The following is a 19,992-nucleotide window of genomic DNA, read 5'->3' as shown; positions in this document are numbered from 1 at the left end:
AACACTCAGGTAAATGCAATCTACTTGTTCAGCCCGGCAATGCACGGCGATACAAACAGCTCACCGCGCCAGGCGCCACGCAGGGTCAGGGCCGTGACCAGCAACCACATTGCCGCCAGCGCCAGCACCAGCAGCATGCCCATGTGCTGGAAGAAACCGAGGCCCAGCCAGGCCGCCAGCTTCAAGGTGGCCAGGGTGTACACCCCGAGCGGGAAGGTAAAGCCCCACCAGCCGAGGTTGAACGGCATGCCATGGCGGATGTAGCGCAGGGTGATCAGCACGGCGGTCAGCAACCACCAGAGCCCGGCGCCCCACAGCACGATACCGGCGATCAGGCCCAGGCCACGGGCGATTTCACCCAGGCTGCCGAGGCCGTTGGCAGCGAAAATCGCCGGGGCATCGGCGCCCAGCAGCAGCATGCCCAGCGCACCGGTACCGATCGGCCCCAAGGCCAGCCAGCTCGATGCGGCCATGTTGGCATGCGGCAATTTGTGCAGGGCCATGCGCAGCATGAGGATGGTGAGGATGCTGAACGCCACCGGCAACGACACCGCCCACAGCACGTAGCTGGTGATCAGCACCTGGAACTGCGCATGGGCATCCACCAGGTGCGGCGCCAGCAGGCCGCCGCTGGCAGCGGCGACTTCCGCGGCCACCACCGGCAGCAACCACACCGCGGTCATCTGGTCGATGCTGTGTTCCTGGCGGGTGAACATCAGGTAGGGAATGGCCACCCCGCACAGCAGCGCCAGGCCGACGTCGAACCACCACAGCGCTTCGACCCACGGCAGGATCCCTTCGCCCCAGCGATTGATGCCGAACACCAGGCAGCCGTTGAGGATGGTCGCCAGACCCATGGGGATGGTGCCGAAGAACATCGATACGGTGGAATGGGCGAAAATCCGCCGCGCTTCGTCGAAGAACATGACCCACCGCGCGGTGTACAGCAGGGTAAACAGCACGAACAGGCCGATGGTCAACAACCACAGCGATTCGGCCAGGCCACGCAGGCCGGGTACATCGACCTGTGCCAGGGCCAGGGCGAGCACGCCGGTGCCCATGGTCGCGGCGAACCAGTTGGGGGTGAACTGACGGATCACTTCACGCGGGTGCGCCAGCTGGCTCAGCGGGCGTAACGGCGAGGTGCGGGTTTGGCTGCAAGACATGATGGATTCTCCTGTCCTCCGGTGAGGTTGTATCCATCTTAGGCCGGGAAAATATATCTATATAACGGGTATTTTCTCTATCTGTTATCGGTTTTACAGATATACAGATTTCACTGCCCGCGGCGTATGCTCGGCAGCGATAACAACAAGGACGTGGTCACTCAATGCTCACCGCTATCAAAGGTTACTCGGCGCAGGTACGCCTGCTGCTGGCAACTACCTTCATCCTCACCCTCGCCCGTGCAATCACCCTGCCCTACCTGGTGGTCTACCTGGCGCAGAACTTCGCCCTGGATATCAGCGGCATCGGCCTGATGATCGGCGGCGCGCTGATTGTCGCCTCGTTGCTGAGCCTGTATGGCGGCTACCTGATCGACACCCTGCGCAGCTACACGGTGATCATCGCCGCGACCCTGACCTTTACTTTGGCCTTTGTCGGTGCGGTGGTCAGCCGCGAACTGAGCCTGTTCTTCACCTGCCTGGTGCTGATCAACCTGGCCCTGGCGGTGGCGGACATCGCCGCCAAAGCCGGCTTCTGTGCACTGCTGCCGCTGGAAGAACGCAGCGAGGTGTTCTCGATCAAGTACACCCTGAGCAACGTCGCCTACGCGGTCGGGCCCTTCGTCGGCGTGGCGCTGGTGCTGCTGGACGATCACCTGCCGTTCCTGCTCTCGGCGCTGCTGGGCCTGGCCATGTGCCTGAGCTACCAGCGCTGGGGCGAGCGAGCGGCGCGGGCGCGGGTCGAAGGCGGCGAACAGGCCGGTTTCTTTAGCGTTGGCGGGCAACTGGTCAAAGATCGCCGGCTGATCTGCTTCACCCTCGGTGGCGCCTTGAGCGCGGTGGTGTTCGGCCAGTTCACCGCCTACCTGTCGCAGTACCTGGTGGTGACCAGCAGCGCCAGCGAGGCGGCGCGCTACATCAGCTACCTGGTGGCCACCAACGCGGTCACGGTAATTGCCCTGCAGTATGTGATTGGCCGGCGCATCAGCAGCCGCCAGTTGATGCCCTGGCTGATGGCCGGCATGGCGCTGTTTCTGGTTGGCCTGCTGGGTTTCTCGCTGGCGCAAACGCTTCTGGCCTGGTGCCTGGCGATGCTGGTGTTCACCCTTGGCGAGATCATTGTCATCCCCGCCGAGTACATGTTCATCGACAGCATCGCCCCGGAACATCTGCGCGGCGTGTATTACGGCGCGCAAAACCTGTCCAACCTCGGCGCGGCGCTGGGCCCGGTGATCTGCGGCTTTGCCCTGGCTCATCTGGTGCCGGTGGCGACCTTTTACCTGCTGATTCTTTCGGTGTTGCTGGCGGCGCTGTTCTATTACCTGGGGGCCCGGCGAGCGCCGAATTAAAGCATCGCGGGGTCTACGATGAACCAGTGGGAGCGGCGGTGCGGCGACCCGACTTGCCCCGCGATGAGGCCAGTACCGTCAGCCGCGGGACAAAGCCCGCAGCGGCAAACTCAGAACCGCCGCAACGGCGCACAAAATGATCACCGCCAAGGCATACACCTCGCCGGTCGGCACCAGGCCGAAGCTGCGCACCATCCACCCGGCCAGCATGGCCGGCACGCAGAACGCCAGGTAACTCAGCACATAGAACGTCGCCATCAGCCCGGCGCGTTCGTGGGCCTCGGCCAGCGGCATGATGCTACGCAACGCTCCAAGGAAGCTGGCGCCAAAGCCGATGCCGGTGACTACAGTGGCGAGGAAAAACAGCCCCAGCTCACCGCGATGCAACGCCAGCAGGATCAACAGCATCCCGACCGGCAACACCCCTGTGCCCAGGCGCAGGATCTGCCCGGCCGGACGCAGCCGCAGGTGGTAGATCGCCACGGCGCCGGTCACCGTCAACGCCGCCACCAGGCCGCCGCCCACCAAATTCGAGGTTGCCCCGGTGGCCTCGCGCGCCAGTGATGGCGCCAGCGACAGGAAGAACCCACCCAGCGCCCAACCGGCGACGTTCACCGGCAGCATACGCAGCACTGCAGCCCGCGCCTGGGGCGGTACATGCAGGGCCGGACGCAAGGATGCCAGGGCGCCGGGCTGGCGGCTGACGCTCTCGGGCAGATGCCACACCAGCAACGCCAGCGTGACGAACAAGCCGAGCAACAGCCAGTAGGCCAAACGCAGCGGCCACGGCGCAAATTCCACCAGCAGGCTGGTACCCAGGGCGCCGCTGGCCATGCCGAGCAAGGGCGTCAGGCTGTTGACCAACGGCCCCTGCTCGCGATCGATATCCAGCAACGCAGCGCCCAGCACGCTGGTGGCCATGCCGGTGGCGAAGCCTTGCAGAATGCGCGCAGCAATCAACCAGCCGACACTGTCGGCCTGCAGGAACAACAGCATGGAGACGCTTTCCAGCACCAATGCAGTGAAGATCAGCGGCCGCCGCCCCAGGTAGTCCGACAACGAACCGACTGTCAGCAGCGCCGCCAGCAAGCTGACGGCATACACCGCAAAAATCAGCGTCAGGGTTACCGCCGAGAACTGCCAGGCTTGCTGGTACAGGTGATACAAAGGCGTCGGGGTGCTCGAGGCGGCGAGAAAGCCGAGCAAGGCAAGTGCCAGGAACATCAGACGAAAACGCCGTGAGGCCGGGGCTTTGAACAACATGAACATGGTCAGCACTCCGCTAAAGCAATTATTTAGCTTTTGCGCAGTCTGCTCGCCTTCATTCCTTAACGCAAACCCTTTGTGTTAAGGTCGACCGATGGCGATTAAAGAAGGTATCCGCACGGGTGGGCGCAGCGCCCGTGTGCAGGCATCGGTACATGCGGCGGTACGCGAACTGCTCAAGGAGCAGGACCGCGCGAGCCTGACCGTGCCGCAAATTGCCGCTCGCGCCGGCGTCACCCCGTCAACTATCTATAGGCGCTGGGGCGAATTGGCCGCCCTGCTCGCCGATGTCGCCGTCGAGCGCGTGCTGCCTGACGTGGCGCCGCTGGACACCGGCGAGCTGCGTACCGACCTGCGCGCCTGGACCGAACAGTACCTCGACGAAATCACCTCCGAACCAGGCCGCAACCTGATGCGCGACGTGCTCAGCAGCGCCTGCCCGGGTTACTGCACCAACATCCTGCGCGGGCAACTGCAGGTCATCCTCGACCGCGCCCAGGCGCGCGGCGAGGCCCTGCCAGACATCGAACGCCTGCTGGATCTGCTGGTCGCACCGACCGTCTACCGCACCTTGTTCGCCGAAGCCCCGCCGACCCTGGAACAGCTCTACAGCCTGCTTGACCTGGCCTTGCCCGGCTAAGGCCCTGCGACGCTCTGCCACTGCGACCATCGTCGGCGCTGACGAAGCCTTTGCGGCGTGCCAGACTGATTGATCGAGGTTCGCTGTCAGGCTGAATCACCCTTTTGTTTCGGAGTTGTCATGTCGCTGTCCAGTGGGCTGATCGCCGTGGTCGCCCTGGCCTATATGGCCATCATGTTCGCCATCGCCTTTTACGGCGACCGCCGCAGCACACCGCTGCCGCCGCGCCTGCGTGCCTGGGTGTACAGCCTGTCGCTGGCGGTGTACTGCACCAGCTGGACCTTCTTCGGCGCCGTCGGCCAGGCCGCCGAACAACTCTGGGCGTTCCTGCCGATCTACCTGGGCCCTGTGCTACTGCTGCTGTTCGCGCCCTGGGTGCTGCAGAAGATGGTGCTGATCAGCAAACAGGAAAACATCACCTCGATCGCCGACTTCATCGCCGCCCGCTACGGTAAATCCCAGAGCCTGGCGGTGGTGGTGGCGCTGATCTGCCTGATCGGCGTGCTGCCGTACATCGCCTTGCAACTCAAGGGCATCGTGCTTGGCGTCAACCTGCTGATCGGCGCAGGCGCCGATGCAACTGGCAGCCGTGTGCAGGACACCGCGCTGGTGGTGTCGCTGGTGCTGGCACTGTTTTCGATTGTCTTCGGTACCCGTAGCCTGGACGTCACCGAACACCACCGCGGCATGGTCCTGGCGATTGCCTTCGAATCGCTGGTCAAGCTGCTGGCGTTCCTCGCCGTCGGCGCCTTCGTCACCTTCGGCCTGTTCAACGGTTTCGAAGACCTGTTCAGCAAGGCGCAACTGGCGCCACGCCTGGAAGGCTTCTGGAACGAGACCATCAACTGGCCGTCAATGATCGTGCAGACCGGCGTGGCGATGATGGCGATCATCTGCCTGCCGCGCCAGTTCCACGTCACCGTGGTGGAGAACATCGAACCCCAGGACCTGCGCCTGGCGCGCTGGGTGTTCCCGATGTACCTGATCCTCGCCGCGCTGTTCGTGGTACCAATCGCTCTGGCCGGGCAGATGCTGCTGCCCGACTCGGTGCTGCCCGACTCCTTCGTGATCAGCCTGCCGCTGGCCGAGGCGCATCCGGCGCTGGCCCTGCTGGCCTTTATCGGCGGCGCGTCGGCGGCCACCGGCATGGTCATTGTCGAGGCCGTGGCGCTGTCGACCATGGTTTCCAACGACATGCTGCTGCCCTGGCTGCTGCGGCGCAACAACGCCGAGCGCCCGTTCGAAGCCTTCCGCCACTGGATGCTCTCGGTACGCCGGGTGACCATCGTCGTCATCCTTTTGCTGGCCTATGTCAGCTACCGCCTGCTCGGCTCTACCGCAAGCCTTGCGACCATCGGCCAGGTGGCGTTTGCCGCCGTGACCCAGCTGACCCCGGCCATGCTTGGCGCCCTGTACTGGAAGCAGGCCAACCGCCGCGGGGTGTTCGCAGGCCTGGCCGCCGGGGTGTTCCTGTGGTTCTACACCCTGGTGCTGCCGATTGCCGCCCATAGCCTGGGCTGGTCGCTGGAGCTGTTCCCGGGCCTGGCCTGGCTGCATGGCAACCCGCTGAACCTGCCGATCACGCCGCTGACCCAAGGCGTGGTGCTGTCGCTGGCGGGTAACTTCACCCTGTTCGCCTGGGTGTCGATCCTCTCGCGCACACGGGTGTCCGAGCACTGGCAGGCCGGGCGTTTCATCGGCCAGCAGACCAGCGCCCGCCCCAGCAGCCGGTCGCTGCTGGCGGTGCAGATCGACGACCTGCTGCACCTGGCTGCGCGCTTTGTGGGTGAAGAGCGCGCGCGGCAGAGTTTCATCCGTTTTGCCTATCGCCAGGGCAAGGGTTTCAACCCCAACCAGAATGCCGACGGCGAATGGATCGAACACACCGAGCGCCTGCTCGCCGGCGTGCTCGGCACCTCCTCCACCCGCGCAGTGGTCAAGGCCGCGATCGAGGGCCGCGACATGCAGCTTGAGGACGTGGTGCGCATCGCTGACGAAGCCTCGGAAGTGCTGCAGTTCAACCGCGCCCTGCTGCAAGGGGCAATCGAGAACATCAGCCAGGGCATCAGCGTGGTCGACCAGTCGCTGCGCCTGGTGGCCTGGAACCGCCGCTACCTGGAGCTGTTCAACTACCCCGACGGGCTGATCAGCGTCGGCCGGCCGATTGCCGACATTATCCGCTACAACGCCGAGCGCGGCCTGTGCGGCCCGGGCGAGGCCCAGGTGCACGTGGCCAGGCGCCTGCACTGGATGCGCCAGGGCCGTGCGCATACCTCCGAGCGCTTGTTCCCCAACGGCCGGGTGATCGAACTGATCGGCAACCCGATGCCCGGCGGCGGCTTTGTCATGAGCTTTACCGACATCACCCCGTTCCGCGAAGCCGAACAGGCGCTCAAGGGCGCCAACGAAAGCCTTGAGCAACGGGTCGCCGAACGCACCCACGAGCTGTCGCAACTGAACCAGGCACTGAGCGAAGCCAAGAGCCACGCCGAGGCCGCCAACCAGTCCAAGACCCGCTTCCTCGCAGCGGTCAGCCACGACCTGATGCAGCCGCTGAACGCCGCGCGGCTGTTCTCGGCGGCGCTGTCGCATCAGGGCGATGGCCTGTCGGCCGATGCCCAGCAACTGGTCCAGCACATGGACAGCTCGCTGCGTTCGGCCGAAGAGCTGATCAGCGACCTGCTGGACATCTCGCGCCTGGAAAACGGCAAGATCACCCCGGACGTCAAACCCTTCGCCCTCAACGAACTGTTCGACACCCTCGGCGCCGAATTCAAGGTCCTGGCCCAGCAGCAAGGCCTGGATTTCCGCCTGCGCGGCAGCCGCCTGCGGGTGCAGAGCGACATGAAACTGCTGCGCCGGATTCTGCAGAACTTCCTCACCAACGCCTTCCGCTATGGCAAGAGCCCGATTCTGCTCGGCGTGCGCCGCCAGCAGGGGCGCTTGTGGCTAGAGGTCTGGGACCGTGGCAGCGGCATCGCCGACGACAAGCTGCAGGTGATCTTCGAGGAATTCAAACGCCTGGACAGCCACCAGACCCGCGCGGAAAAAGGCCTGGGCCTGGGCCTGGCGATCGCCGATGGCCTATGCAAGGTGCTTGGCCATCCGCTTGAGGTGCAGTCGTGGCCGGGCAAGGGCAGCGTGTTCCGCGTCAGCGTGCCGCTGGCCACGGCGCCGGCGGCCCCGGTGGCCAGCCCTGCCGAACAGGCCGGGCAGCCATTGGCAGGCCTGCAGGTGCTGTGCGTCGACAACGAAGACAGCATCCTTATCGGCATGAACAGCCTGCTCAGCCGCTGGGGCTGCCAGGTATCCATCGCGCGCAATCGCGCCGAGTGTGAAGCCTTGCTGGCAAGCGGCCTGCGCCCGCACCTGGCGCTGGTGGACTACCACCTTGACGACGGCGAGGTCGGCACCGAGCTGATGGCCTGGTTACGCACACGCCTGGGCGAGCCGGTCCCCGGCGTGGTGATCAGCGCTGACGGGCGCAGCGAGATGGTCGCCCAGGTGCATGCCGCAGGGCTCGACTACCTGGCCAAGCCGGTCAAGCCGGCGGCCTTGCGCGCCCTGCTCAATCGGCATCTGAGCCTGGTCCAGTAAGGGCGCTGGCAGCCAGCGGGTCGCCTTCGCTCATGGCGCGCTCGAGCAGGTCGGCCGGCAGGCTCTTGCTGGCCCGGGCACCGAGCAGCTTGAGCTGTTCGCTGCGGCTGATCAAGTTGCCGCGCCCTTCGCAAAGCTTGTTGCGCGCCGCGCTATAGGCTTTGTCGACCTGCTGCAGGCGGCTGCCAAGCTCGTCCAGGTCCTGGATGAACAGCACGAACTTGTCGTACAGCCAACCGGCACGCTCGGCGATCTCCCGGGCGTTCTGGCTCTGGCGCTCCTGCTTCCAGAGGCTGTCGATAACCCGCAAGGTGGCCAGCAAGGTGGTCGGGCTGACGATCACGATCTGGCGGTCGAAGGCTTCCTGGAACAAGTTCGGCTCTGCCTGCAAGGCGGCCGAAAACGCCGCCTCGATAGGCACGAAGAGCAGGACGAAATCCAGGCTGTGCAGGCCTTCGAGGCGGTTGTAGTCCTTGCCGGACAAGCCTTTGACATGGTTGCGCAGCGACAGCACGTGTTGCTTGAGCGCGGCCTGGGCAATCTCGCTGTCGTCGGCGCCAACGTACTGCTGGTAGGCGGTGAGGCTGACCTTGGAGTCGACCACCACCTGTTTGTCGCCCGGCAGCATGATCAGCACGTCGGGCTGAAAGCGCTCGCCGTCGGCGCTCTTGAGGCTGACCTGGGTCTGGTACTCGCGGCCCTTCTCAAGCCCGGCGTGCTCCAGCACCCGCTCCAGAATCAGCTCGCCCCAGTTGCCCTGGGTCTTCTGGCCCTTGAGTGCCTGGGTCAGGTTGGTGGCCTCATCGCTCAGGCGCAGGTTGAGCTGCTGCAGGCGTTCAAGCTCCTTGGCCAGCGAGAAGCGCTCGCGGGCCTCTTGCTGATAGCTGTCTTCGACGCGCTTTTCAAAGGCCTGGATGCGCTCCTTGAGCGGGTCGAGCAACTGCCCCAGGTGCTGTTGGCTGGTCTGGGCGAAGCGCTGTTCGCGCTCATCGAAAATCTTCGTGGCCATTTCGGCGAACTGCGCCCGCAGCTCGTCACGCGAGCCCTGCAGGTCGTCGAGGCGTTGCTGATGGCTTTCCTGCTGTTCGCGCAGCTCGGCGCTCAGGGCTGCGCTCTGGGCGTCCAGGCGACGCAATTCGGCTTCGCGGCTGGCGCGTTCGAGCTGCCAGGCATGGGCGGCATCGCGCGCTTCGTCGCGATCGATCTGCAGCAATTCAAGCTCACGGGCCTGAGCGGCCAGCGTCGCCTGCTTGGCGGCATTGGCCTGGCTCAGGTCGCTGATTTCGTCGCGGCTGGCATCGAGCTGGGCGAGCAAGCCTTCCTGAGCCAGCTGCACACTGCTCAGGCGCTCCTCAAGCAAGGCCGCGTCGGCCTGCCGCGCACTCAGGCGCCGTTGCACCTGCAGCACCAGCGCCAGCGACGGCACGGCCGCCACCACAATACCCAGCACAATGCTGGTCAGATCCACTGCCATAGCCACCCCGATCTCCCTCGGCCAACGATCAACGGCACAGCTTATCAGCCTTGGGCGCACGCGCCGCATTCAGGCTTCAGGCAATTGCCTGAGCAGGCGCAAGGCCTCCTGCGAACCCTGGGAAGCGGCCTGTTCGAGCCAGTAGCGGCCCTGGGCGGGTTCGTTCAGTTGCCCCAAGGCGCACAGCCGGCCGTACTCGAGCTGGGCCCGGCGATCACCGGCGCGCGCCGCCTGGCGCAGCAGTTCGTGGCCGATCCGGCGGTCGCGGGCATTGCCACAATCACGGCAGAGCATCTGCCCCAGGCGGCTCTGGGCCACCACCACGCCCTGGCGCGCTGGCTGCTTGAGCAAGCGCCCGGCAAAGTGCTTGACGTTGGGGTTGTCACCCAGGCGCGGGCTGTCGAGCAACCACAAGGCCACTTTCAAGGAGAAGCGCTTGGGCTCGGGCAGAGGCGACTGGGCAGTGGGGGCAACGAGGTTTTTGGAGCGAAACTTCATAAAAAACAGCGAAGGCAACTCGAGAGGCGCGCCACTCTACTCCATTTCTCTGACAATGGCCCGGTGCTTTTCTGCACTTTTTTCAAAATATTTCAGTGTTTTTTTCTTGACGTCAGGACGGGTATTTTGTCCCTGAAGGAAGACTGTCGAAGGATTGTCGGACACCGGCCAAAAAGCTGGCACGCCCGTCCTAGAGCAAGCGCTCGGGACAATCCACAGAAGCTGTGGATAACTCGGTGGACAACCCCCTAAACCTCCCCGCAAACCCCTATGGAATGGGGCTTTCAGTCAAACTGTCGATTTTTTCACCAGCTAAAATAAGTGTTTTTTTTCATTGACTTAAGGCAACGGCCAAGTCATTGGCGGCCACTTGCCGCCTTGTTGCAGCGCTGTAACAAGGGCTGCCCCAAGTGTGCACAACCGCCCTTTAGCGAGGCATTTCCCTGCACGAAATTGGCACGTTCCCTGCCTTGTTGCACTGCAAAGCCGGCGAATTAGCCCTTCACAGACAGCCTGGAACGCGACATACTGATCGGCTCGCCAGACGAAAAGCCAAAAAGCTTGCCAGCAACGAAAAACTGCGGTAGTCTTGCCGCCGTTAGTACCAAGCTGAAAGTCAATTCTGGCCAAAGCAGTCCTTACAGTGCCCTGCCCCCTCACATCGGACAGGCCTGTTGAAACCAGGACCGGCCCACTCGATGGTTCCCCAGGTAAATCACTTCTTACTCTGACCGAACCAACCTGCAGATTGATCAGGATCTTCACCCAGCGGCATTGAACCCGACCCTGGCTGTTGCCTGTCCTCTGACGTACCTACCAGTCAGCCCCAGCGCCACATGATAAATGCGCCCAAAACTGGCTGCCCTGTTCCAGTCAGGTTCTTCGCACCGGCTTAAATGCTCGCGTTACTGGAACGTTTTATATGTGCACGGATCGAAACCGTGTCTATTGCAGGAACATCTAATAACTATGAATCACTCTACTCATACTCAGGCTGCCATTCGCACCCTTTCCCAGGCATTTGCCCCTCTGAACTGCTTGATCCTGGCGTCGCGCAAAGGCGGCTTCAGCTTCACCCTGGTCAACGAGCACGGCATTGCCCGGCACAGCGAGCGCCTGTACCCGGAGCAATACTCCGAAGCCGAGCCGCTGCAGGCCGTTATCGAGCGCACCCGTCAGGCCCTGGTGGCCTGATCCGCACGACGCTGCAAACGCTCAAGCCCCGCCCTCTGGCGGGGCTTTTTTATGCCTGGCGCCCAGCAATCACTAATTGCCGCACGGCATATGATTTATAACTAAAAGCCGCAAATGTTTTAAAAACAGACCTTTACAGCGCGAATATGACACTACACTTCAACTCAAGCGGCAAAGGCCGCTTCCGGCGGGCCTGACCGACTCTCCAGCTGCCAAGCTCCAGCGTCCGCCGGCCAATTTCAAGTTCGAGGGCATCATGGGTATCGCCGCGAGCGAGTTGAGCCAGTTTGTCATTCGTCCGACCCTGATCTACCTGGGTCGCCACTGCGCCAGCGCCGAAGCCCTGCTGCTCGGCGTCGCCGCCAGCCAGTCAGCACTCGGCTCAGCATTGCACGACCGCCGCGGCCACGGCCTGTACCGCATTGGCGAACTGCGCCACCAAAGCCTCTGGGACCAGTTCCTGGCCCGCGACCCGGATCTCGCCAGCCTGGTCCGTGGCCTTGCCAGCCAGCATGCCTTCCTCAGCGGCCCGCACCTGGAACTGACCGTAAACCTGCGCTATGCCACCGCCATCGCCTGGATGCTGATCGAAGAACAAGCCCCCGAACTGCCCGCCGCCGACGATCTGCTCGGGCTTGCACGTATCTGGCGACAAACCTTCCAGCCTCAGGGGCGCCTGCGCGATTTCACCTGCGCCTGGCAAACCTGCATCGCCCCTGTGACTCTTCAGGCCTGCTGAGAGTCACTGCTTTCCATAATCGGAAAATTCCCGCCATTTTGGTCGGATTGTCCTACAAAACCGCTCTATCTCCTGCGATACAGCCTATAGCGCTGCGGGCGAACTGATGGTAATTTTCGCCCCGGAGATCCCAAGGAGTTCTAATAATGAAAAAAGTAATGCTCAAAACCTCTCTCAGCCTCGCCGTCACTCTCGCCTCGACTCAACTGTTCGCCAGTGGCTTTGCCCTCAACGAACAAAGCGTCAGTGGCATGGGCACAGGTTTCGCGGGTCGTTCTTCTTCTGCCGATGATGCCAGCACCGTATTCGGCAACCCTGCCGGTATGTCGCGCCTGAAACGCGAGCAGATCACCGTTGGCGGCGCAGCCGTCATCGCCAAGTCCGATATTTCCGGCGGCGGGCGCCCAGGTGGCACCACCGACGGCGACATGGTGCCGTTCGTCGGCGTGCCCATGGGCTACTACGTCAAGCCTCTGGATGATCACTGGACCGTCGGTTTCGGTGTCTACGCGCCGTTCGGCCTGGTCACCGATTACGAGAGCACTGCCGCCAGCCGTTACTGGGGCAAGAAAAGCCACGTTGAAGTGGTCACCTTCCAGCCAACCATCAGCTACGCCTTCAACGACAAGGTGTCGATCGGTTTCGGCCCGACCATCAACAAGATCAAGGGTGAGCTCAGCGCCAACACCCTCAACCCGCGCACCCCGGGTTTCAACGATGGCGAAGTGAAAATCAAGGGTGACGACACTGCCGTCGGCTACAACATCGGCGTGCTGGTCCAGGCCACCGACAAGACCCGCCTGGGCCTGACCTACCACTCGATGGTCGACTACAAGCTCGAAGGCAACACCAAGATCAACAACGCCCTGATCGGCCCGTTCAGCGGCAGCAAGTTCGACGCTGAACTGAAGATCAAGACCCCTGAATCGGTCGACTTCTCGGTTACCCACGAGCTGGATGACCAGTGGACTATCTATGCTGGTAGCACCTGGACCCGCTGGAGCCGCCTGGAAGCCATCACCGTCACCAACAAGGTTCCTGCCCCGCTGGCCGGCCAGTTCGGCACCATCAGCGAAGAGCAGAACTGGCACGACACCTGGGCCCACGCCATCGGCGCGTCCTACAAGCTGAACAAGGAGTGGGTACTGCGTACCGGCTTCACCGTCGACCAGTCGCCGACCAACAACCACGACCGTTCGCCACGCATCCCGACTGGCGATCGCAAGATCTTCAGCCTGGGCGCCGGCTACAGCCCAACCGACGACATGACCATCGACGTGGCGTACTCCTACCTGTGGGAAGAAGACACCAAGGTCAACCTGGCCAGCCCGACCAAGGGTTCGTACAACGCCAAGTACGAAAACAGCGCTCACGGTATTGGCGCGTCGCTGACCTATCGCTTCTGATAACAGCGCCGCAACGAAAAACCGCCGTCATCGGCGGTTTTTTTATGCCTGAGCAATCGGCCAGGCGTGTCCGACTTCCAGCTGGAGGTACTCCATGAACGCCCGCACCTTGGGGCTCAAGGCGAAACGGTCGGCCACGCACAGGTAGACATCCATCGGTTCGGTCTGGGCGTAGGCCCGTGCCGGCTGCGAATACTCGAACAACGCCACCAGCTGGCCGCGCTCGAGCAAAGGGCGGGCGACGAACTCGGCCAGGCGAGCGATACCGCCATCGCGCACCGCCATCTGCGTCAGTACGTCGATGTCATCGCTGATCAGCACCTTGTCGAACTCGGCATCAAAACGCAGCCCCTCGCGGACAAAACCCCAGCGCAAGAAGCGCCCATCCACCGGGTAGCGGAACACCAGGCAGCGGTGTTCCTTGAGCTGCTCGGGCGATTGTGGCCAACCGGCCGCCGCCAGATAGCCCGGGGAAGCGCAGCAAATGAACGGCACCCGGGCAATGTGCCGGGCCAGCAGGCCGTCTTCGAGCTGTGGCTGGATGCGGATACTGACATCAACGCCTTCCTGGGCGTGGTTGACCCGCCGATCATTCGTAACCAATTCAATTGAAAGCTGCGGGTAGCGTGCACTGAAGGCCGGAATCAGCGGCGCCAGTACATGGCGGCCAAAGGCCGACGACGAAGCGATGCACAAGCGCCCCTTGGGCTCGCAATCCGGGGCGGTGACCGCCTGCTGGGCCTGCTCGAGGTCGCGCTCGATGTGCTTGACCTTGTCGTAGTACAGGCTGCCACTGGGCGTCAGCACCATACTGCGCGTGGTACGCGCCAGCAAGCGCACCTGCAGGTGGGCTTCCAGGCGGGCGATATTCTGGCTCACTGCGGCGGCGCTCAAGCCCAGGCTGCGAGCGCCACCGGCGATGCTGCCGGCCTCGACCACCTTGATGAAACTCTTGATCGAACCGAGCAGGTTCATGACGGCATCCAGGCATTCGTAAGATCTTCTTTATAAAGACCTAATTCCAGCTCGTCTACCGCAGTCCAACGTCCCCTTGCTAGGCTGCCCCCTCACCCACCAGAAGGAGTCAGCATGACCTTCCAGACCAGCGCCCGCCCCCGGCGCAAACTCGGCGTTCGCGCCACCCCCTACGTGTTTGCCTTCTACATGTCGGCAATCATGGCCCTGTTGATGTGCTTCGTGATTACCGCCGCCAACGCAGGCATCAACGAGCAGTACCTGGGCAACGTGCTCAAAGCCTATCAACTGGCCATGCCAGTAGCCTTTGCCTGTGTGCTGGTGGTGCGCCCGATCGTGCTCAAGCTGGTGGCCTGGACCGTGCACCCGAGCCACTGACGCCGCTCAGGGCCGGGAAGCAATGGCCTTTTCAATCGCCGCCTTGAACGCCGGGTCATCCGGCTTGGTCAGGCTGGTGAAACTGGCCACTACCTTGCCCTGGCGATCAACCACGTACTTGTAGAAATTCCACTTCGGCGCACTGCTCTGCGCGGCCAGTTCCTTGAACAGCGGCGTGGCATCGTCGCCACGCACGGGCCGGGCCTGGGTCATGGTGAAGGTCACGCCATAGTTGGCGTAGCAGACCTTGGCGGTTTTCTCGGCATCGGCGTCTTCCTGCTTGAAGTCGTTGGACGGCACCCCGAGCATTTCCAGGCCCTGTTCGTGGTACTCCTTGTAGACGCTTTCAAGCCCTTCGAACTGCGGGGCAAAGCCGCAATAGCTGGCGGTATTGACCACCACCAGCGGCTTGCCGGCAAAGCGCTGGCACAGGTCGATCTGCTCCTTGCCGCGCAGCTCCGGCAACGAGCCCTTGAGCAGCGCCGGGCAATCGGCGGCCAGGGCATTGGCCGCAGCGGCCAAGGTCAACAACGGAACCAACATCCAGCGTGCGCGCATCGTCTCTCTCCCTCGAACGTTCCCGAAGTATTCAGAGTACTCCTAGCACACGCCCATGCCCAACTGCATCAACGCCAGGCCGCCCTCATGCCAGCCCCACCAGGCCAGCGCCAGCAGCAATAGCGCGGCGAGGCCGAGCAGGCTGCCAATGGCGACCCGCTTCATGCTGCCTGCGCCTGCAAGCGCGCTACCGGGCGTTCACGTACTGGCCAGTTCAGCGCTGCGGCGAGCAGGCTGAGGAGGATGGAAATCTGCCAGACCAAATCGTAGTTGCCGGTGCGGTCATACACCACCCCGCCCAGCCAGCCGCCCAGAAATGCCCCCAGCTGGTGGAACAGGAAGACGATACCGCCGAGCATCGACAAATTGCGCACACCAAACAGGGTGGCCACGGTGCCGTTGGTCAAGGGTACAGTCGACAGCCACAGCAGGCCCATGGCAATGCCGAACAGGTAGGCGCTGAACTGGCTGATTGGCGCCCACAGGAACAACACGATGACCACCGCGCGCAGCAGGTACAGCGCGGTCAGCAGCCGCGGCTTGGACATGCGCCCGCCCAGCCAGCCGGCGGTGTAGGTGCCGACGATATTGAACAGCCCGACCAGCGCCAGTACTGTGGTGCCGATGGTCGCCGGCAGGTGCTGGTCGACCAGGTAGGCCGGCAGGTGCACGCCGATGAACACCACCTGGAAGCCACAGACGAAAAAGCCCAGGGCCAGCAGCCAGAAACCGGAGTGCGAGCAGGCTTCGCGCAGGGCCTGGCCGAGGGTCTGGTCATTGCCCTGGCTGGGCAGCGGACGATCACGCAGCAGCCCTACCAGCGGCACGATAAAGGCCACCAGCAAACCCAGCACCAGCAAGGCCGCCGACCAGCCCAGCCAGCCGATCAGGCCGAGCGTACCCGGCAGCATGGCGAACTGGCCGAAGGAGCCGGCGGCGCTGGCAATGCCCATGGCCATGCTGCGTTTTTCTGGCGGCACGGCACGGCCAACCACGCCAAGGATCACCGAAAACGAGGTGCCCGACAGGCCGATACCGATCAACAAACCGGCACTGAGCGACAGGGTCAGGGCCGAGTCGGACATGCCCATCAGCACAAGGCCGGCGGCATAAAGAATACCGCCGACCATCACCACCTTGGCAGCACCGAGGCGATCGGCCAGGGCTCCGGCAAACGGCTGGGCCAGACCCCAGATCAGGTTCTGCAAGGCAATGGCAAAGGCAAACACGCCGCGGCCCCAGCCAAAGTCGGCGCTCATCGGCGCCAGGAACAGGCCAAAGCCGTGCCGCACGCCCAGCGACAAGGCCAGGATCAGCGCCGCGCCAAGCAGAATCCACCCACTGGTTCGCCATACTGATGTCATTTTTGTTGTCTCCAGTGCCGCAAGGTTATGCGGGTATATACCCGCTTATAATCGTAAAAAGCTCAGGCCAACAGCTCCAGCAGGCGCACCAGTTCGTCACGCTGACCTTCGCCGAGGGTCTCGATCAAGCCGCTTTGCGCTTGCTCCCAGGCCGGCTCCGCCGCTTGCAGGCGTGCCCGGCCCTGCTCGGTCAGCAACACGATACGGTTGCGCAAGTCCTGCCCTTCGGCCAGGGCCACCAGGCCCTCGGCTTCCAGTACCCGCAGGTTGCGCCCCAAGGTGCTGCGGTCCAGGCCCATGGCCTCGGCCAGGGTGGAAATACTCGGTTGATCCAGGCGGCGTAAATGACGCAACAGGGAAAACTGCGCGACATTGATCCCGAAGCCTTCGAGGGCCTCGTCGTAGTGTCGGCTCACCCCACGGGCGGCGCGACGCAGGTGGGTGCAGATGCATTCGCTGGTCAACATAATGCGTGTATATACCCGCACTTTGGCAACTGCAAGCTTTTATTCGCCGCTCACAGCACCAAAGCGATCAATACCGCCAGCTCCAGCAGCTCGAGCAGGGCCCCGGCGGTATCACCGGTGGTGCCACCCAGACGGCGCACCATCACGTGGCGCAGCCAGGCGAAGACGATGGCGGCAACCAGCAGCACCCACAGGCCCTTGAACCCTGCCAGCAGCACACAGGCCAACGCACTGACGAGCATCACCAGCTGGCCCGCCCGACGCGGCAAATGATCGGCAAGCGCCTGGCCGAGCCCGCCGCTGCGCACATAGGGCGTGCACAGGAACAAGCCCAGTAACCCCGCGCGGCCGATCAGCGGTGCGAGCAACAGCAGCAGCCCGTCACCGCGCTCGATCAACGCCAGCAAGGCGCAGAACTTGAGCAACAGCACCAGTACCAGGGTGACCACGGCAATCGGCCCGCTGCGCGGGTCTTTCATGATCAGCAAGGTACGTTCGCGGTCGCCGAAACCGCCGAGCCAGGCATCGGCGCTGTCGGCCAGGCCGTCCAGGTGCAAGGCGCCGCTGAGCAGCACCCAGGCGCTGAGCAGCAAGGCGGCGTGCAACAGCACCGGGCTACCGGCCAGCAGCGCGTTCAACCCCCAGAGCACCACCCCGAACAACAGCCCTACCAGCGGGTAAAACAGCAATGAGCGGCCCATTTGTTCCGGCGCCGGCATGCCCGGCAGGCGCACCGGCAAGCTGCTGAGAAACTGCAGGGCGATCCAGAACCCCAGCATCTCAGCACACCTCGCGCAGGCTGCCGTCGGCCAGCAGTTCCAGGCGGCACAAGGCGCCATGGACCACTTCGACCTGCAGCAGCTGTTCACGCGGCAGGCCACGGGCGCGGGCCAGCAACAGGCGCATGACGCCGCCGTGGGTGACCAGCAGCAACTGCTGGCCGGCATGGGCCTGGTGCAAGGTGCTGATGGCCTGCAACACCCGTACGGAGAAATCCGCCACCGGCTCGCCACCTGGCGGTGTGTAGGCATAAGGGTCAGCCCAGAACCGGCCGAGCTCGGCTTCATGGGTGAGCATCAGCGCTGCCGCGCTGCGCCCTTCCCACTCACCGAAATGCAGCTCTTGCAGCCCCGGCGCCAGCTGCAGCGGCAGGTTCAACTGCGCGCCCAGCTCCTGGGCAAAGCGTGCGCAGCGCTGCAATGGCGAGCTGACCAATGCATCCCAAGGGCCGGCATCACTCACCGCCGCGCGCATCTGCGCCCAGCCCTTGTCAGTCAGGGCATCGTCGAGGCTACCGCGCAGGCCGCCGCCCAGTTCGGTTTCTCCGTGGCGCAGCAGGTCGATGATCATGCCGGGCGGTCCGCTACCGCAGCTTCGGCGAAGGTCGCCATCTGCCCGTGCAGGTCACAGGCCAGGCGCAACAGCGGCACCGCCAGTGCCGCACCACTGCCCTCGCCCAGGCGCAGGCCCAGCTCCAGCAGCGGCTCGGCGTCGAGTTCGGCGAGCACCCGGCGATGACCGGGCTCGGCGCCGCGATGACCGAACAGCAGCCAGTCGCGGCAACCCGGATTGATACGCGTCGCCACCAGCGCGGCAACGGTGCAGATAAACCCATCCACCAGCACCGCAACACCAGCCTGGGCGCAACCCAGGTAGGCGCCGACCAGCGCGGCGATCTCGAAACCACCAAAACACAACAGCCGCTGCAGCGGGTCGTCGCCAAGATTGGCATGCTGCAGCAAGGCGCGCTCGATGACCTCGGCCTTGTGCCGCACACCGGCGGCGTCCAGGCCGGTACCCGGACCACTGAGCTCGCTGGCCGGACAACCGAGCACGGCGCAGGCCAGGGCGCTGGCGGCGGTGGTGTTACCGATGCCCATCTCGCCGCCGATAAACAACCGGGCGCCGCTGGCGGCCGCGCGCAGGGCACTCTCGCGCCCGCCTTGCAGAGCCTGCAGGCCTTGTTCGTAGGTCATCGCCGGTACCCGAGCGAAGTTGGCCGTGCCCGGGCCGACGCGCAGGTGGCGCACGTCCGGCAGGTCCAGGGCCAGGTCGATGGTACCCAGGTCGATCACTTCCAGTTGAGCATTCAGCTGCCGCGCCAGCACGCTGATCGCAGCGCCGCCGCTGACGAAATTGAGCAGCATCTGCCCGGTCACCGCCTGCGGGTAAGCCGAGATACCTTCGGCGACCACACCGTGATCGCCGGCAAAAATCGCGATCCACACCTGCTCGACGCTCGGCTTGAGCTGGCCTTGCAAGCCGGCCAGTTGCACTGCCAGCTGCTCCAGGCGACCCAGCGAGCCTGCCGGCTTGGTCAGTTGCTGTTGCCGCGCCAGGGCCTGTTCGCGAACAATCGGGTCGACAGCTCGACAGGCTTCACGCCACCAGGTTTGACTCATAGTGCAGGTCCTTTCAGGGTAAGCGGCAAGCCGGCGACAGTCAGCACCACGCGCTGGCAGCGCTCGGCAATGGCCTGGTGCAGCGCGCCTGCTTCATCGACATAACGGCGGGTCAGCTCGCCCATGGGCACCACGCCCAGGCCGGTTTCGTTGCTGACCAGTATGATTTCGCCCGGCAACGCTGCCAGGCACTCGAGCAGCGCCGTGCGTTCGGCCGCCAGGCGCTCAGGGTTGTCGAGCATCAGCAGGTTGGTCAGCCACAGGGTCAGGCAATCGACCAGCAGGCAGCGCTCGGCACTGGCAGTGGCACGCAGCACCCGCGCCAACTCCAGCGGCTCTTCGATCAATCCCCACTCGGCCGGACGCCGCTCGCGGTGCAACTGCACCCGTGCATTCATCTCGCCGTCGAGCGGTTCGCTGGTGGCGATGTAGGTGACCGCCAGGCCGCTCTGCACCGCCAGTTGTTCGGCCAGGCGGCTCTTGCCCGAACGGGCGCCGCCAAGGATCAGGTTGAGCATT

At 64.0% G+C, this 19,992-nt stretch carries 20 protein-coding genes; 7 read left to right on the top strand and 13 right to left on the bottom strand.

What is annotated here, in order from left to right:
• Nucleotides 1-20: 20 nt before the first annotated feature.
• The gene (locus JYG36_RS07445; RefSeq protein ID WP_195884824.1) at nucleotides 21-1,166 is read right to left on the bottom strand and encodes a TDT family transporter; all 1,146 of its coding nucleotides are present in this window, start codon (nucleotides 1,164-1,166) and stop codon (nucleotides 21-23) included.
• A gap of 164 nt (nucleotides 1,167-1,330) precedes the next feature.
• Between JYG36_RS07445 and JYG36_RS07440 the strand changes: the two genes are divergently transcribed.
• On the top strand, nucleotides 1,331-2,515 hold the full coding sequence (locus tag JYG36_RS07440; RefSeq protein ID WP_213603484.1) for an MFS transporter: 1,185 nt from the start codon (nucleotides 1,331-1,333) through the stop codon (nucleotides 2,513-2,515).
• 78 nt (nucleotides 2,516-2,593) lie between these two features.
• Here JYG36_RS07440 and JYG36_RS07435 read toward each other — a convergent pair whose 3' ends face one another.
• Nucleotides 2,594-3,784: an MFS transporter gene (locus JYG36_RS07435; protein WP_213603483.1), complete on the bottom strand. Its 1,191-nt coding sequence runs from the start codon at nucleotides 3,782-3,784 to the stop codon at nucleotides 2,594-2,596.
• Between the two features lie 91 nt (nucleotides 3,785-3,875).
• Between JYG36_RS07435 and JYG36_RS07430 the strand changes: the two genes are divergently transcribed.
• Nucleotides 3,876-4,421, top strand: coding sequence for a TetR/AcrR family transcriptional regulator (locus tag JYG36_RS07430; protein ID WP_093380335.1), 546 nt, complete (start codon nucleotides 3,876-3,878; stop codon nucleotides 4,419-4,421).
• A gap of 120 nt (nucleotides 4,422-4,541) precedes the next feature.
• A complete protein-coding gene (locus tag JYG36_RS07425; protein WP_093380333.1) occupies nucleotides 4,542-8,018 on the top strand; it encodes a PAS domain-containing hybrid sensor histidine kinase/response regulator in 3,477 nt (1,158 codons plus the stop codon).
• Here JYG36_RS07425 and JYG36_RS07420 read toward each other — a convergent pair.
• Nucleotides 7,990-9,378, bottom strand: a complete 1,389-nt coding sequence (locus JYG36_RS07420) for a DNA recombination protein RmuC (RefSeq protein WP_176794326.1) — start codon at nucleotides 9,376-9,378, stop codon at nucleotides 7,990-7,992. The genes JYG36_RS07425 and JYG36_RS07420 overlap by 29 nt on opposite strands.
• A gap of 183 nt (nucleotides 9,379-9,561) precedes the next feature.
• A complete protein-coding gene (locus tag JYG36_RS07415) occupies nucleotides 9,562-9,990 on the bottom strand; it encodes a tetratricopeptide repeat protein (RefSeq protein ID WP_213603482.1) in 429 nt (142 codons plus the stop codon).
• 969 nt (nucleotides 9,991-10,959) lie between these two features.
• Between JYG36_RS07415 and JYG36_RS07410 the strand changes: the two genes are divergently transcribed.
• From JYG36_RS07410 to JYG36_RS07400, 3 genes are all read left to right on the top strand, one after another.
• Nucleotides 10,960-11,184 carry a hypothetical protein gene (locus JYG36_RS07410; RefSeq protein ID WP_045195514.1) on the top strand — a complete coding sequence of 75 codons (225 nt, stop codon included), beginning with the start codon at nucleotides 10,960-10,962 and terminating at the stop codon, nucleotides 11,182-11,184.
• A gap of 256 nt (nucleotides 11,185-11,440) precedes the next feature.
• Nucleotides 11,441-11,923 carry a hypothetical protein gene (locus JYG36_RS07405; RefSeq protein WP_045195516.1) on the top strand — a complete coding sequence of 161 codons (483 nt, stop codon included), beginning with the start codon at nucleotides 11,441-11,443 and terminating at the stop codon, nucleotides 11,921-11,923.
• 146 nt (nucleotides 11,924-12,069) lie between these two features.
• The gene (locus JYG36_RS07400) at nucleotides 12,070-13,329 is read left to right on the top strand and encodes an OmpP1/FadL family transporter (RefSeq protein WP_045195518.1); all 1,260 of its coding nucleotides are present in this window, start codon (nucleotides 12,070-12,072) and stop codon (nucleotides 13,327-13,329) included.
• 42 nt (nucleotides 13,330-13,371) lie between these two features.
• Here JYG36_RS07400 and JYG36_RS07395 read toward each other — a convergent pair whose 3' ends face one another.
• The gene (locus JYG36_RS07395; RefSeq protein WP_213603481.1) at nucleotides 13,372-14,304 is read right to left on the bottom strand and encodes a LysR family transcriptional regulator; all 933 of its coding nucleotides are present in this window, start codon (nucleotides 14,302-14,304) and stop codon (nucleotides 13,372-13,374) included.
• 114 nt (nucleotides 14,305-14,418) lie between these two features.
• On the opposite strand from JYG36_RS07395, the gene JYG36_RS07390 reads away from it, so the two are divergent.
• Nucleotides 14,419-14,682, top strand: coding sequence for a DUF2798 domain-containing protein (locus JYG36_RS07390; RefSeq protein WP_045195522.1), 264 nt, complete (start codon nucleotides 14,419-14,421; stop codon nucleotides 14,680-14,682).
• Nucleotides 14,683-14,688: 6 nt separating this feature from the next.
• Here the strand turns inward: JYG36_RS07390 and JYG36_RS07385 are convergent, their stop codons facing one another.
• From JYG36_RS07385 to cobU, 8 genes are all read right to left on the bottom strand, one after another.
• Nucleotides 14,689-15,240: a glutathione peroxidase gene (locus JYG36_RS07385; protein WP_213603480.1), complete on the bottom strand. Its 552-nt coding sequence runs from the start codon at nucleotides 15,238-15,240 to the stop codon at nucleotides 14,689-14,691.
• Between the two features lie 42 nt (nucleotides 15,241-15,282).
• Entirely contained in the window at nucleotides 15,283-15,405 is a 123-nt protein-coding gene (locus JYG36_RS26675; RefSeq protein ID WP_258607746.1) for a hypothetical protein, read from the bottom strand.
• On the bottom strand, nucleotides 15,402-16,604 hold the full coding sequence (locus tag JYG36_RS07380; protein WP_045195526.1) for an MFS transporter: 1,203 nt from the start codon (nucleotides 16,602-16,604) through the stop codon (nucleotides 15,402-15,404). The genes JYG36_RS26675 and JYG36_RS07380 overlap by 4 nt, the downstream gene beginning before the upstream one ends.
• A gap of 62 nt (nucleotides 16,605-16,666) precedes the next feature.
• Nucleotides 16,667-17,071, bottom strand: coding sequence for a MarR family winged helix-turn-helix transcriptional regulator (locus tag JYG36_RS07375; protein WP_045195528.1), 405 nt, complete (start codon nucleotides 17,069-17,071; stop codon nucleotides 16,667-16,669).
• A 50-nt stretch (nucleotides 17,072-17,121) separates the two neighbouring features.
• Complete coding sequence (locus tag JYG36_RS07370) at nucleotides 17,122-17,850, bottom strand: adenosylcobinamide-GDP ribazoletransferase (RefSeq protein ID WP_213603478.1); 729 nt, start codon at nucleotides 17,848-17,850, stop codon at nucleotides 17,122-17,124.
• A gap of 1 nt (nucleotide 17,851) precedes the next feature.
• Nucleotides 17,852-18,421 carry an alpha-ribazole phosphatase family protein gene (cobC, locus tag JYG36_RS07365; protein WP_213603477.1) on the bottom strand — a complete coding sequence of 190 codons (570 nt, stop codon included), beginning with the start codon at nucleotides 18,419-18,421 and terminating at the stop codon, nucleotides 17,852-17,854.
• Nucleotides 18,418-19,473: a nicotinate-nucleotide--dimethylbenzimidazole phosphoribosyltransferase gene (cobT, locus tag JYG36_RS07360; protein ID WP_093380322.1), complete on the bottom strand. Its 1,056-nt coding sequence runs from the start codon at nucleotides 19,471-19,473 to the stop codon at nucleotides 18,418-18,420. Before cobT ends, cobC begins: the two co-directional genes overlap by 4 nt.
• On the bottom strand, nucleotides 19,470-19,991 hold the full coding sequence (gene cobU / locus JYG36_RS07355) for a bifunctional adenosylcobinamide kinase/adenosylcobinamide-phosphate guanylyltransferase (RefSeq protein ID WP_213603476.1): 522 nt from the start codon (nucleotides 19,989-19,991) through the stop codon (nucleotides 19,470-19,472). The genes cobT and cobU overlap by 4 nt, the downstream gene beginning before the upstream one ends.
• Nucleotide 19,992: the final 1 nt, after the last annotated feature.

Source organism: Pseudomonas sp. SORT22 (assembly GCF_018417635.1).
Classification (GTDB): Bacteria; Pseudomonadota; Gammaproteobacteria; order Pseudomonadales; family Pseudomonadaceae; genus Aquipseudomonas.
The sequence above is the reverse complement of the archived record's forward strand: the minus strand, read 5'-3'. Positions and strand labels throughout refer to the sequence as shown.

Coding starts and splice junctions, on each gene's coding strand:
- JYG36_RS07375 (WP_045195528.1), bottom strand. CDS start 17,071: ATGTTGACCAGCGAATGCATCTGCACCCACCTGCGTCGCGCCGCCCGT.
- cobC (WP_213603477.1), bottom strand. CDS start 18,421: ATGATCATCGACCTGCTGCGCCACGGAGAAACCGAACTGGGCGGCGGC.
- JYG36_RS07390 (WP_045195522.1), top strand. CDS start 14,419: ATGACCTTCCAGACCAGCGCCCGCCCCCGGCGCAAACTCGGCGTTCGC.
- JYG36_RS07380 (WP_045195526.1), bottom strand. CDS start 16,604: ATGACATCAGTATGGCGAACCAGTGGGTGGATTCTGCTTGGCGCGGCG.
- cobU (WP_213603476.1), bottom strand. CDS start 19,991: ATGCTCAACCTGATCCTTGGCGGCGCCCGTTCGGGCAAGAGCCGCCTG.
- JYG36_RS26675 (WP_258607746.1), bottom strand. CDS start 15,405: ATGAAGCGGGTCGCCATTGGCAGCCTGCTCGGCCTCGCCGCGCTATTG.
- JYG36_RS07445 (WP_195884824.1), bottom strand. CDS start 1,166: ATGTCTTGCAGCCAAACCCGCACCTCGCCGTTACGCCCGCTGAGCCAG.
- JYG36_RS07400 (WP_045195518.1), top strand. CDS start 12,070: ATGAAAAAAGTAATGCTCAAAACCTCTCTCAGCCTCGCCGTCACTCTC.
- JYG36_RS07425 (WP_093380333.1), top strand. CDS start 4,542: ATGTCGCTGTCCAGTGGGCTGATCGCCGTGGTCGCCCTGGCCTATATG.
- JYG36_RS07385 (WP_213603480.1), bottom strand. CDS start 15,240: ATGCGCGCACGCTGGATGTTGGTTCCGTTGTTGACCTTGGCCGCTGCG.
- JYG36_RS07415 (WP_213603482.1), bottom strand. CDS start 9,990: ATGAAGTTTCGCTCCAAAAACCTCGTTGCCCCCACTGCCCAGTCGCCT.
- JYG36_RS07435 (WP_213603483.1), bottom strand. CDS start 3,784: ATGTTCATGTTGTTCAAAGCCCCGGCCTCACGGCGTTTTCGTCTGATG.
- JYG36_RS07440 (WP_213603484.1), top strand. CDS start 1,331: ATGCTCACCGCTATCAAAGGTTACTCGGCGCAGGTACGCCTGCTGCTG.
- JYG36_RS07430 (WP_093380335.1), top strand. CDS start 3,876: ATGGCGATTAAAGAAGGTATCCGCACGGGTGGGCGCAGCGCCCGTGTG.
- cobT (WP_093380322.1), bottom strand. CDS start 19,473: ATGAGTCAAACCTGGTGGCGTGAAGCCTGTCGAGCTGTCGACCCGATT.
- JYG36_RS07395 (WP_213603481.1), bottom strand. CDS start 14,304: ATGAACCTGCTCGGTTCGATCAAGAGTTTCATCAAGGTGGTCGAGGCC.
- JYG36_RS07370 (WP_213603478.1), bottom strand. CDS start 17,850: ATGCTGGGGTTCTGGATCGCCCTGCAGTTTCTCAGCAGCTTGCCGGTG.
- JYG36_RS07410 (WP_045195514.1), top strand. CDS start 10,960: ATGAATCACTCTACTCATACTCAGGCTGCCATTCGCACCCTTTCCCAG.
- JYG36_RS07405 (WP_045195516.1), top strand. CDS start 11,441: ATGGGTATCGCCGCGAGCGAGTTGAGCCAGTTTGTCATTCGTCCGACC.